We start from the raw sequence: 11,872 nt of genomic DNA, 5'->3' as shown, positions 1-11,872 counted from the left end.
GGCCAGGCACGCACGCATGGCGCAGCGCTGCGTCACGGCGTTTCCAGAGTCAACTTCTGCTATCGACCGCACGGCGCAGGCGCAGGATGGGTTTGTCCGACTCCGGAAGTAAAGGGGGAGGCGCGGGCGCGGCGCCATGTGGGGGCAGAGCACTCATCCGCGCCGGAGGACATGGAGGAGGCGGACAAACCCGTCCTGTGCCGGACCGAGGGGCAACCAACGCAGCGCGGCACGGACGGCGCAATGCCCGGACAGCAGTTCCACAGCCCCGCGATCAGCCGATCAAATCCCAGCTCAGGGGCGTGCCGCGGACGACATCGCGCGTGGCCTTCTTGCCCAGCGCCACGGCCTGGTACTTGGGCGCGAGGCCGTGGCCGGGGCGGATGATGCGCAGGTTCTGCGGCGTGAAGGGCTCACCCGCCTTGACGTCGGCGACCACGTAGACCGAGCGCCGGTAGGCGAGCGACTTGCGTTCCGCTTCGGTGGGGCCGTAGTGCACCGCGCCCAGGGCCTGCCAGGCCCGTTCGGTTTCGGTGACGAGCGACTGCAGTTCCGCCGGCTCGAGCGAGAAGGCGCTGTCGACGCCGCCGTCGGCGCGGCGCAGCGTGAAGTGCTTCTCCACCACCACGGCGCCCAGCGCCACGGCGCCGACCGCCACGCCGACGCCCATCGTGTGGTCGCTCAGGCCCACTTCGCAACCGAACAGATCGCGCAGGTGCGGGATCGTGAGCAGGTTGGAATCGAGCGGCGTGGCGGGATAGGTGCTGGTGCACTTCAGCAGCACCAGGTCCTTGCAGCCGGCCGCGCGGGCGGTGCGCACGGCTTCGTCGAGTTCGGCCACCGTGGCCATGCCGGTGGACAGGATCACCGGTTTGCCCGTCTTCGCCACCTTCTCGATCAGCGGCAGGTGGATGTTCTCGAACGACGCGATCTTGTAGCAGGGGACGTCCAGCGATTCGAGGAAGTCCACCGCCGTATCGTCGAAGGGCGAGGAGAAGCCCACCATGCCGTGCTGACGGCAGCGCTCGAAGATCGGCGCGTGCCACTCCCACGGGGTCTGCGCCTCCTTGTACAGGTCGTGGAAGCTGCGGCCCTTCCAGAGGCTGGCCGGATCCTCGATCGAGAACTCGCGCTGCGGCGCGGCGATCGTCATCGTGTCGGGCGTGTAGGTCTGGATCTTGAGCGCGTGCGCGCCTGCAGCCGCGGCGGCGTCGACGATCTGCAGCGCCCGCTCGAGCGACTGGTTGTGGTTGCCCGACATCTCCGCGATCACGAAGGGGGCGGCATCCCGGCCGATGCGCCGGCCCGCGAGCGAAAAACCCATGCTGTGTGCCTATGTGAGGTGCCGCCGGAACAGGTGGCAGGGCGCGCCGTCGCGCTCCACGCGGCTCTCCTCGAAGCCGAGGCGGCGAAACACCTGCAGCGAAGCCGCATTGTCGCGCCGCACCCAGCCCTGCACCTGCACGGGGCCGAAGCGCTGGCGTAGAGCTTCCAGTGCGCCCGCCAGCAGCCGCGGCCCGTGGCCCCAGCCGCGGAAGGCGGTGTCGAGCGAATAACTGATGACCCAGTGCGTTTCTTCGCGTTCGAAGCGCACCACGCCCACGGGCGTACCGGCGCGCGAGGTGGCGATCAGGAGGAGGCAGTCCTGCGGCCGCGCGAGCCGCGCCGCGAACCAGGCATGGTGTTCGCGCGGCAGGATGCGCCGAGGCTGGAAGGCGAGGGCGCGCGCCTGCGGGTCGTTGGCCCATTCGAGCAGCATGGCTTCGTCGGCCAGGGTGGCGGTGCGCCATGCGAGTTGCGGGTCGACCGCGAGCGCGAGCACGGCGGCCACGCGCGCGCTGCCCAGGCCATCGACCAGTCCCCGCGCGGCGCGGGCGAGGGCCACGCGCCGGCGCGGTTGCGCGACCAGCTCGGCTACCACGTGGCCGAGGCGCTGCGGGTCCGGCACGAATTCCACGGCGCCGAGTTCGGCCAGCCGCGGCAGCACGGCCGCCTGGTTGGCGGCGATCTGCAGGGCCACCGAAGGCGCGCCGATGCAGCAGCGCTCCCAGGCCGCGCCGCCGCCGGAGCCGACCTGCAGGTCGTGGCGGGCGAAGAAGGCGCGCAGGTCGGGCAGGTCGGTGAGCACGCGCGTGCCGGGCCAGCGCCGGGCCAGTTCCTGCTGGCGCGCCAGGTGCGGGCTGCGTGCGCTGGAGACGAGCTCGATCTCCCCCGTGAAGCCCGCCTCCTCGCGGCAGGCACGCAGCGCCGCGCTGCTGGCGTCGTGCGCGTCCGCGCCGCTCAAGAAGATGCCGATGCTGCGCACCTGGCGGCGAAAGCGATAGCGCGCCGCGGTGGCGTACTCGCGTGCCAGCAGCGCGTAGCGCGGCCCGAGCAGCCGGCGTGTGGCGGGCGCGATGCGGCCGGCGTACTTGTCGCCCGAGGGCGGCTGCAGGTTCTGGTCCACCAGCAGTTCGACCGCATGCGCCCGGTCCGCCAGGTCGTCGATTGCGGCGATCCGCGCGCCGGTGGCCTGTGCCACCGCCTGCTCCCAACGGGCGTCGAAAGCGTAGTGGTCCACCAGCACCCAGTCGGGCTGGAAGCCGGCGACGGCCCGCGCCGTTTCCTGCGCGTCCTCTTCCCAGCTCACGCCCGCCCACGGAGCGTGCCTCGGCGCGGATGGTCCCTCGTAGGCTGGCGCTGAGCCGCGACTCCGCGCCGCAGGCGGCGCGGAGCCCGAGGCGCCAGCCTCGGTGAGCGAACGAAGCCCAGCGCTGGGCGCCGGCAACCACGCAACGTCCAGGTCGCCCACCGCCCCTTCACTCACCGCATCGTGCCTCCGGCACACCAGCCGCGTCTCGACCCCTTCCTCCCGCAGCGCCCTCGCCAACGCCACGCACCGCCGCACATGCCCGGTCCCCATCCCCCCCGACGCATCGCAGCGCAGCGCCACCCGCATACGCTTCACCGCACCTTGAACAGCGGCTGCAGCACCTCGCACTCCAGCAGCGGCCGGATCCCTTTTGCGAGCCCGCCGGCGATCACGCCGAACACCTCGTCGTACACCGCCTTGAGCCGGTCCAGGTCCGCTTCCGAGTGCGCGTAACTCAGGTTGTGCGTGCCATACGCCAGCACGCCGCGGCGGAACGCCTCCTGCATGAACAGCGTCTTGATCTCCCAGAGCGTGTGCCCACGGCCATCCTTGAACTGCAGGAAGGACCAGGTGGGATGCCCGGAGAGCGCCAGCACGTCCTCGAGCCCATGCCGCGCGATGCAGGCCTGCGCGTCGCGCAGAAGCCGCTCGCCGCTCGCGCGCATCGTGTCGATCACGGGCTCGCGCTGCAGCTTGCGCAACGTGGCGAGCGCGGCAGCCAGCGACAGCGTCTCGCCGCCGAAGGTGAAGGAGAAGAACACTTCCTCCATCAGCTTCATCACGTCCGAACGGCCCGCCACCGCGGACACGGGATAACCGTTCGCGAGCCCCTTGCCGAAGGTGGCCAGGTCGGGCGTGACGCCGAACAGCTCCTGCGCGCCGCCGGCCGCGTAGCGGAAGCCGGTGATGGTCTCGTCGAAGACCAGCAGCGCGCCCTCGCGCCGGCACAGCGCCTGCACCTCCTGCAGGAAGCCGGGGGCGGGCTCCACCACGTTCATGGGCTCCAGGATCACGGCCGCGAACTCGCCGGGATAAGCCTTCAACAGCACGTCCAGCGAGCCGGCGTCGTTGTAGGCCCAGGTGTGCGTCAGCGCACGCACGGCCTCGGGCACGCCCAGGTGGCGCGCGGTGGAGCCGATGTACCAGTCCTGCCAGCCGTGGTAGCCACACACCGCCACGCGCTCGCGCCGCGTGAAGGCGCGCGCGACGCGGATGGCGCCCGCGGTCGCGTCGGAGCCGTTCTTGCCGAAGCGCACCTTCTCGGCGCAAGGCACCATCTCCACGATCTTCTCGGCGACCCGGATCTCCAGCTCGCTGGAGAGCGAATAGATGGTGCCGCGCTGCAACTGCTCCTGCACCGCCTGCGTCACGTCGGGATCGCAGTGCCCCAGCGTGACGGAACACAGGGCGTTGATGAAGTCGATGAATTCGTTGCCGTCGACGTCCCACACCCGGCTGCCCTGCGCCCGCGTGGCGAAGTAGGGCGAGACGCCGAGCGGGAATTGCGTGCGGCTCTTGCTGAAGGTCTGGGCGCCGAGCGGGATCACCTGCTCGGCGCGCGCCAGCATGGCCTCGGAGTTCTGGTAGCGGTTCATGCGGATTCGAGGGGTGCGTAGCCCCCGGCGTTGTTCTTGGCGAGCACCTGCACGGCCAGGCGCTCGCCGGGGTCGGCGTCCCAGCCTTCGGCAGAGTGGGAGAAAGGCCGCTTCTCGGCCAGCACGTACTGCGGGAAACCCAGGAACATGCGGGCGTGGTCGGTCTTGAAGCTGTTCACGCCGGCGGCGTGGCTGTAGCGGCGCCGCACCGGCGCATCGGGGTCGAAGTCCACGATGGCGAGGAAGCCGCCGTCCTTGAGGACGCGATCCGCCTCGGCGACCACGCGCGGCAGCAGCGGCCGGTCGATCACATACAGGCAAAAGCCGAACCAGACCAGGTCGAAGCTCGCATCGGCAAAGGGCAGCTGGTCCGCCGTGCCGACCTGCAGGTCCAGCGCCGGGAAGGCCTGGCGGCCAGCCTCGATGGCGGCGGCGGAGGGATCGATGCCGCTGCCCGTGCAGCCGGGGTCACGCCGCAGCCGCTCCAGGTTGAGGCCGTTGGCGCAGCCGATCTCCAGCACGCGCTGGCCGGGCCGCAGGTAGTTGCGCACCGTCTGCAGCGGCAGCGGATTCGCGTCGGCGCGCTCGGGCGCGTAGCCGGAGGCGTTGCGGCGGAAGTAGGCGTCGCCCTCGCCGGCGAGGAAGATGTCGCGCTGGCTCATGCCGCAGCGTCCTTCTGCAGCGAGCGCAGGTAGCCCTCGTTGCGCTGGGTGCCGGCATTGAGCGCGGCGAGCTCGGGGTGGGCGCGCAGCAGGGCCAGCACGTCCTCCAGGCCGAACTCGGGCCGGGTCGGATACAGGTGCTCGTATACCTGCGACACGAAGACGAAATCGGCCGGATCGTCCACCGTCCAGCGCAGCGCGGAGAGGTCCGGTGCATGCCGCACCTCGCGCAGGACGTAACGCTGCGGCTGGCCGTGGATGAAGGGCGTGACGTGCTCGCGTTCGCTCGGCTTGCGCGCCTCGCGCCACGCCTCTTCCAGCACCGCGAAGCGCATGCATTCGGCATCGAGGCCGTCGGGGAAGCTGGGATGCAGCGCGTTGGAGGCGTAGTCCACGCCCTCCTCGCGGCAGGCCAGCACCACCTGGTCGATCACGGCGGGGTCGGCGAGCGGGCAGTCGCCGGTCAGGCGCACGAACCAGTGCGGGGCGTGCGGCTGCGCGGCGCGCACCATGCGATCGAGCACGTCGTGCAGGCTGCCGCGGAACACCGGCACGCCCAGTGCCTCGCACAGCGCGGCGATCGGCGCGTCCTCGGGGCTGTCGCTGGTGGCGACCACCAGCGTGTCGAGGGTGCGGCAGCGGCGCACGCGCTCGACCTGGTGCTGCAGCAGCGGCTTGCCGCAGGTGCGCAGCAGCACCTTGCCGGGCAGCCGCGTGGAACCCATGCGGGCCTGCAGGACGGCCACCGTGCGGCCGCGGGGGGAATTCAGCTCTGCGTCCACTGGCGGGGATCGGTGAAGTCGGGATTGTCCACGGACCATCCGGACCAGTCCATCGGCGTGCTGGCCTGCCAGGCTGCGGCCAGGGCGCGCACTTCCTCTTCGGAAGCGGCGCCGACCACGGCGACCCGGAAGGCCGGCTGCGCGCGGAAGAAGGACAGGCAGGCCTGCACCGGGCTCACGCCGCGCGCGCGGAACTCGTCGTGCAGACCTTGCGCCCACGCCGCCTGCCGCGGAAAGCGCGCGGTCACGAAGGCAGGTGCGGCCAGCAGCAGGCCCTGCAGGTAGAGCGAGCGGACGTGGATCTCCACGCCGGCGTCCTGCAGGCGCTGCACCGTGCCGTCGGCCAGCAGACGCTGGTCCGCGATGCTGGCCGGCAGCTGCACGGCATCGAGCCGATAGCGCGCGAGCAGGGCGCGCACCTGCTCGCCGTCGTACACCGAGGCGCCGATGCGCGCCGTGCGGCCGGCCTCCTGCTCGTCGCGCAGCCAGCGGTAGAGGGCTTCGCCGCCGGGAACCAGCAGGTCGTCGGCGTGGTGCACCAGCAGCGTGTCGACGGCCGAGGCACCCAGCCGCGCGAGCGAGCCGCGGAAGGCGGTGTCGACACGCGCGACGGCGGCCGCATCGAGCTGCGCCGAGCGCAGCGGCAGCGTCTTCGTCGCGATGCGCCAGGGCTGCGAGACCACCTGGCCCAGCACTTGTTCGCTGTGGCCGTAGGCCGGCGCCGTATCGAGCAGGCGCAGCCCGCTGTCCCACGCGCGCTGCAGCATGCGCCGCGCCTCGTCGGCCGCGACGCGGCCGCGCGCGTTCGTGATCCCGTAGTCCAGGCCGAACTGCGCGGTGCCCAGCGCGAGCTGCTGGTTCAAGCCAGCTCCGCGCGCACGGCCGCGATCACCGCTTCCACGTCCGCATCGCCCATGCCGGCATGCAGCGGCAGCGTGATCGCCCGCGCGTAATAGGCCTCGGCGGCCGGGAAGTCGCCACGGCGGAAGCCCAGCGCCTGGTAGTAGGGCTGGGTGTGGATCGGGATGTAGTGCACGTTGACGCCGATGCCGCGCGCGCGCAGCCCTTCGAACACGGCGCGGCGCTCGTGCCGCTGCAGCTGCACCGGATAGAGGTGCAGGGCCGAGCGGCCTTCCGCATCGGGCGCCGGCCGCACCAGCGGCAGATCGGCGAAGGCGGCGTCGTAGCGCGCGCGGATCGCGTGCCGGCGCGCGAGGAAGGCTTCGATGCGGCGCAACTGGCTCGTGCCCAGCGCCGCCTGCAGGTCCGTCAGTCGGTAGTTGAAGCCCAGGCTCTGCTGCTCGTAGTACCAGGGACCGTCGGGCGTGCCGCGCATTTCGGCGGGGTCGCGCGTCATGCCGTGCGAGCGCGCCAGTTCCATGCGGCGGGCCAGCTCGGGACGGTGGGTGAGCGCGAGCCCGCCTTCGGCGGTGGTGATGATCTTCACGGGGTGGAAGCTGAACACCGTCACGTCCGCCAGGCGGTGGCCGCCGACATGCCGGCCGCGGTAGGTGGCGCCGATCGCATGCGAGGCATCTTCGACGATCGCGAAGCCGTATTCGTCCGCCAGTTCGCGCATCGGCGCCAGCTGCGCCGGGCGGCCGGCGAAGTCGACCGGGATCAGCACCTTGGGCAGGCGTCCGGCGGCCTTCGCGCGTGCGAGCTTCTCGCGCAAGGCCGGTACCGACAGGTTGAGGTCCACCGGATCGATGTCGACGAAGTCGACATCGGCACCGCAGTAGCGCGCGCAGTTGGCCGAAGCGAGGAAGCTGTTCGGGCTGGTCCAGGCCAGGTCGCCGGGGCCGAGCCCCAGCGCCATGCAGGCGACGTGCAGCGCAGAGGTCGCGCTGTTGACGGCCACCGCATGCGGCGCGCCGACGTACTGCGCCACCGCCTGCTCGAAGGCCGGCACCGCGGGACCCTGGGTCAGGAAGTCGGAAGCCAGCACCGCGCGCACCGCCTCCACGTCCTCGGCGGCGATCTGCTGGCGGCCGTAGGGGATCATGCCTCGCCTGCCAGCGCGGCCCGGTTGAAGTCGCGGATCTGCGCCGGCGTGAGGAAGTGCGCGTTGTTGCCCGAGTTGTATTCGTAGCCGGTAGGCACCGGCTCGCCGCGCTCGCCCAGGGCGTCCACGGTGTGGTCGGCGTGCACCGTGAAGAAGCGGATCGTGGGGCGGATCACGAAGTGCTTGGCGAACTCCAGCGTGAGGTGCGAATCGTCCGACGGGCACATGATCTCGTGCAGCTTCTCGCCCGGCCGGATGCCCACCGTGTGCGTGGCCAGGCCCGGTGCCATCGCCTCGGCCAGGTCCGTGATGCGGATCGAGGGGATCCGGGGCACGAAGATCTCGCCGCCGTGCATGCGCGCGAAGTTCTCCAGCACGAAGTCCACGCCCTGCTGCAGGCTGATCCAGAAGCGCGTCATGCGCGGGTCGGTGATGGGCAGGCTCTGCGCGCCTTCCCGCACCAGCCGCTCGAAGAAAGGCACCACCGAGCCGCGCGACCCCACCACGTTGCCGTAGCGCACGACGGCGAAGCGCGTGCGCCCCGTGCCCACCATGTTGTTGGCCGCCACGAACAGCTTGTCGGAAGCGAGCTTGGTCGCGCCGTACAGGTTGATCGGATTGGCGGCCTTGTCGGTGGACAGGGCGATGACCTTCTCCACCTTGTTGGCGATGGCCGCCTGGATCACGTTCTCGGCCCCGTGCACGTTGGTCTTGATGCACTCCATGGGGTTGTATTCGGCCGCCGGCACCTGCTTGAGTGCGGCCGCGTGGATCACGTAGTCCACCCCGTTCATGGCCTGCAGCAGGCGCTGCGGGTCGCGCACGTCGCCGATGAAATAACGCATGCACGGCGCGTCGAAGCGCTGCTGCATCTCGTACTGCTTGAGCTCGTCGCGCGAGAAGACGATCACGCGGGCGGGGCGCCAGCGCGCCAGCAGGGTCTGCACGTAGCGCTGGCCGAAGGAGCCGGTGCCGCCCGTGATGAGGATGGATTTGTCGTTGAACATCGGAAGCCGCGCCGCCCTGGCGAGGGGGAACCGGGCCTGCGCCTGGAAGACAATAGGATAACCGCCATGCCCTTGCGCCGCCCTTCGCCGCTCGCCCTCTCCAACGCCCTGCAGGCGCTCGCGGATATCCTGCTGCTCCTGCTGGCGTGGTGGGTGGCGTTCTGGCTGCGCTTCAACCTCGACCTGCCGGAGGAGTTCGAGCAGGTGGCGATCACCACGGCGCCGGTCTGCGTGCTCGGGTACGCGCTGGGACTGGGCCTGATGCGCGTGCACCGCCAGGTGTGGGATTTCATCGGCCTGCCGGACCTGCGCCAGCTCGCACTGGGCGTGCTGCTGGGGGCCGTGCTCACGGCCGCCGGCGTGCTGATGCTGAGGCTGACCAACTTCCCGCGTTCGGTGATGCTGCTGCACCCGGTGCTGGCGCTGCTGCTGCTGGGAGGCGTGCGGGCCGCCTGGCGCACGGTGGCGGAGCATCCCGGCGCGCTGCGCCAGGGCCGCCGGCCGCTGGTGGTGGTGGGCAGCCTGCAGGACGCCTCGGGCGCGCTGCGGGCGCTGAAAGGCTCGCCGCAATGGGATCCGGTCGGCATCGTGTCGCCGTTGCCGGCCGAAGTGGGCCGCGCCCTGCAGAGCGTGCGGGTGGTGGGCGGCGTGGGCGAGCTGCCCGAGGCCTGCGAATTCCTCCATGCGCGAAGCGTGCTGGTCGCGAGCCCGCCCGGCTCGCCGGAGCGGCGCGAGGCGCTGATGCTGGCGGCCAATGCCGGCATCACGCTGCTGCACATGCCGCGGGCGGACCAGTGGCTGAGCCCGCAGCCCGAAGGCGCGCGCCAGGTGGAGCTGGACGACCTGCTGGGGCGCGAGCCGGTGGCGCTGGACGTGGGCGGCCTGGCCGAGATGTTCTCCGGCCAGACCGTGCTGGTGACGGGCGCGGGCGGCTCCATCGGCTCCGAGCTGTGCCGCCAGATCGCCCGCTTCGGCGCCGCCCGCCTGGTCTGCGTGGACCTGTCCGAATACGGCGTCTACGAGCTGGAGCAAGAGCTGCGCCAGGCCCATCCGCAGATGGAGGCCCTCTACTACACGTGCAACGTGCGCGAGGAGGAGCGCCTGCGCGCCATCGCCTGCGCGCAGCGGCCCACGGTGGTGTTCCATGCCGCGGCCTACAAGCACGTGCCGCTGATGGAGGAGCACAACGCGATCGAGGCGCTGCGCACCAACGTGGCCGGCACCGTGCACGCCGCCCGCGCGGCCGCGGCCTGCGGAGCGCGCCGCTTCGTGCTGGTCTCCACCGACAAGGCAGTGAATCCCACCAACGTGATGGGCGCGAGCAAACGGCTGGCGGAGCTGATGGTGCAGGCGATCGCGGCGCAGGAGCCGGGCACCGAATTCGTCTCGGTGCGCTTCGGCAACGTGCTGGGCTCCAGCGGCTCGGTGGTGCCCCTGTTCACCCGCCAGATCGCGCGCGGCGGGCCGGTGACCGTCACGCACCCCGAGATCGTGCGCTACTTCATGACCATCCCCGAGGCGGCGCAACTGGTGCTGCAGGCGGGGCTGATGGGCCGCTCGGGCCAGATCTTCGTGCTGGACATGGGCGAGCCGGTGAAGATCGTGGAGCTGGCGCGCATGCTGATCCGCCTGTCCGGCAAGAACGAGCAGGACGTGCCGATCACCTTCACCGGCTTGCGCCCGGGCGAGAAGCTGTACGAGGAGCTGCTGGCCGACCACGAGACGACCGAACCGACGCCGCATCCCAAGCTGCGCATCGCCAAGGCGGCCGCGCCGCTGCCCGAGGTGGACGAGGTGCTGCGCTGGCTGGCAGAGGCGGGCGCCGATCCGGCGCCGGCGGAGGTGCGCGCCTGGCTGCGCCGGCGGGTGCCCGAGTACGGGCCGGCGGCGGATTCAGGTCGTGATGCCGGTGCGCGAGAGCACGTCGCTCACGAGCTCGAGGCGGACCAGGGGGTTGTCCAGCTCCATCAGCCGCTGCTTCAGCGCCACCGGTAGCGGCAGCAGCTCGCACCAGCGGTTGGCCACCCAGCCGCAATCCTCCAGCCGCCAGGGCGGCAGCAAGGGCATGGGGCCGGACTCTTCGGGGCGCAGTTGCAGCGACTGGATCAGGCGCTGCAGCGCATCGGACGTGCCCTGCAGGTCTTCGGGAATCGGCACCGGCAGGTCGGGCTCGACCTGTTCGACGTCGGCCACCCACAGGCCGTGCTTCAACTGGTCGCTGGCCGTGATGCGGAAGCGCTGCGCGCCGGTGGCGCGCACGAGCATCAGGCCGGCCTGCGGCTGCTCGAATTCATGGATGGTGGCCAGGGTGCCGACGGTGGAAAACGCCTCCTGGGCGCCCGGTTGCCGCACTTCGCTGCCCTTGGTGAGGGAGACCACGCCGAAGGGCGCGCCGGCCTTGCGGCACTTGGCGATCATGTCCAGGTAGCGCACCTCGAACACGCGCAGGGAAAGCAGCCCGTCCGGAAACAGCACCGCGCTGAGGGGAAACAGGGGCAGGGACTGCAGGGTCAGGGCGGCGGGCACGGGATTTCCATTGGCTGCCGCTATGATCCCACGACTCACCTGATCCATGTTCTTCCAGATCCTCTCCTTCCTGCTCGACGTCGCTGCCGGCCTGCTGGGCGGCGCCTGCCTGTTGCGCCTTTACATGCAGGTGCAGCGCATTCCCTTCGGCAACCCGGTGGGGCGCTTCATCTTCGCCCTGACCGACTGGATCGTGCTGCCGCTGCGCCGCGTGCTGCCTTCGTACCGCAAATGGGACACGGCGAGCCTTATCGCCGCCTATCTGTTCGAACTGGCGCAGTTCGGCATCCTGTGGCTGCTGGCCGGGGCGGGCGGCGGCGGGGTGCTGGTGCCGGTGCTGGCCGTGTTCGGGCTGATCCGGCTGGTGATCTCGGGCGTGATCGGCCTGATCATCGTCTATGCGGTGCTGTCGTGGGTGCAGGCGGATTCGCCGATCGCCGACGTGATCGACCGCCTGTGCGCCCCGATGCTGCGGCCCTTCCGCCGCGTGATCCCGCTGGTGGGCGGCTTCGACCTGAGCCCCCTGGCCCTGCTGGTCCTGCTCCAGGTCGCCGCGATCATCGTGGCGCACCTGCAGGATGCGGTGATCCGGTAGGGCAGAACAGCCGGACGCAGAGGACGCAAAGGGTACGCAGAGGACGCAAAAGAAAACCTTCTAAAGTT

The 11,872-nt window shown here is 70.9% G+C and carries 11 protein-coding genes; 2 read left to right on the top strand and 9 right to left on the bottom strand.

Features of this window, described 5'->3' with window-relative positions:
• Nucleotides 1–274: 274 nt before the first annotated feature.
• The 8 genes from pseI to pseB are packed head-to-tail and all read right to left on the bottom strand — an operon-like array spanning nt 275 to nt 8,683.
• Complete coding sequence (gene pseI / locus VFM98_RS16505) at nt 275–1,324, bottom strand: pseudaminic acid synthase (RefSeq protein WP_325110988.1); 1,050 nt, start codon at nt 1,322–1,324, stop codon at nt 275–277.
• A gap of 9 nt (nt 1,325–1,333) precedes the next feature.
• Entirely contained in the window at nt 1,334–2,938 is a 1,605-nt protein-coding gene (gene pseG, locus VFM98_RS16500; RefSeq protein WP_325110990.1) for a UDP-2,4-diacetamido-2,4,6-trideoxy-beta-L-altropyranose hydrolase, read from the bottom strand.
• 5 nt (nt 2,939–2,943) lie between these two features.
• Nucleotides 2,944–4,227, bottom strand: coding sequence for an aminotransferase class III-fold pyridoxal phosphate-dependent enzyme (locus VFM98_RS16495; RefSeq protein ID WP_325110987.1), 1,284 nt, complete (start codon nt 4,225–4,227; stop codon nt 2,944–2,946).
• A complete protein-coding gene (locus VFM98_RS16490; protein WP_325110986.1) occupies nt 4,224–4,889 on the bottom strand; it encodes a class I SAM-dependent methyltransferase in 666 nt (221 codons plus the stop codon). Before VFM98_RS16490 ends, VFM98_RS16495 begins: the two co-directional genes overlap by 4 nt.
• The gene (locus tag VFM98_RS16485) at nt 4,886–5,635 is read right to left on the bottom strand and encodes a glycosyltransferase family protein (RefSeq protein WP_325110989.1); all 750 of its coding nucleotides are present in this window, start codon (nt 5,633–5,635) and stop codon (nt 4,886–4,888) included. The genes VFM98_RS16490 and VFM98_RS16485 overlap by 4 nt, the downstream gene beginning before the upstream one ends.
• Before the next feature lie 20 nt (nt 5,636–5,655).
• Entirely contained in the window at nt 5,656–6,534 is an 879-nt protein-coding gene (locus tag VFM98_RS16480; protein ID WP_325110985.1) for an aldo/keto reductase, read from the bottom strand.
• Nucleotides 6,531–7,676 carry a UDP-4-amino-4,6-dideoxy-N-acetyl-beta-L-altrosamine transaminase gene (gene pseC / locus VFM98_RS16475; RefSeq protein ID WP_325110984.1) on the bottom strand — a complete coding sequence of 382 codons (1,146 nt, stop codon included), beginning with the start codon at nt 7,674–7,676 and terminating at the stop codon, nt 6,531–6,533. Before pseC ends, VFM98_RS16480 begins: the two co-directional genes overlap by 4 nt.
• Complete coding sequence (gene pseB / locus VFM98_RS16470; RefSeq protein ID WP_325110983.1) at nt 7,673–8,683, bottom strand: UDP-N-acetylglucosamine 4,6-dehydratase (inverting); 1,011 nt, start codon at nt 8,681–8,683, stop codon at nt 7,673–7,675. The genes pseC and pseB overlap by 4 nt, the downstream gene beginning before the upstream one ends.
• A 66-nt stretch (nt 8,684–8,749) precedes the next feature.
• Between pseB and VFM98_RS16465 the strand changes: the two genes are divergently transcribed.
• Nucleotides 8,750–10,678, top strand: coding sequence for a nucleoside-diphosphate sugar epimerase/dehydratase (locus VFM98_RS16465; protein WP_325110982.1), 1,929 nt, complete (start codon nt 8,750–8,752; stop codon nt 10,676–10,678).
• Here the strand turns inward: VFM98_RS16465 and VFM98_RS16460 are convergent.
• Nucleotides 10,577–11,209 carry an LON peptidase substrate-binding domain-containing protein gene (locus VFM98_RS16460; protein WP_325110981.1) on the bottom strand — a complete coding sequence of 211 codons (633 nt, stop codon included), beginning with the start codon at nt 11,207–11,209 and terminating at the stop codon, nt 10,577–10,579. The genes VFM98_RS16465 and VFM98_RS16460 overlap by 102 nt on opposite strands.
• 46 nt (nt 11,210–11,255) lie before the next feature.
• Here VFM98_RS16460 and VFM98_RS16455 point away from each other — a divergent pair, with 46 nt between their 5' ends.
• Nucleotides 11,256–11,804 carry a YggT family protein gene (locus VFM98_RS16455; RefSeq protein ID WP_325110980.1) on the top strand — a complete coding sequence of 183 codons (549 nt, stop codon included), beginning with the start codon at nt 11,256–11,258 and terminating at the stop codon, nt 11,802–11,804.
• Nucleotides 11,805–11,872 lie beyond the last annotated feature (68 nt).

This window comes from Ramlibacter sp. (assembly GCF_035706265.1).
GTDB lineage: Bacteria > Pseudomonadota > Gammaproteobacteria > Burkholderiales > Burkholderiaceae_C > Ramlibacter.
Note: the sequence above shows the minus strand (reverse complement) of the source record. Positions and strands in the feature narration are given on the sequence as shown.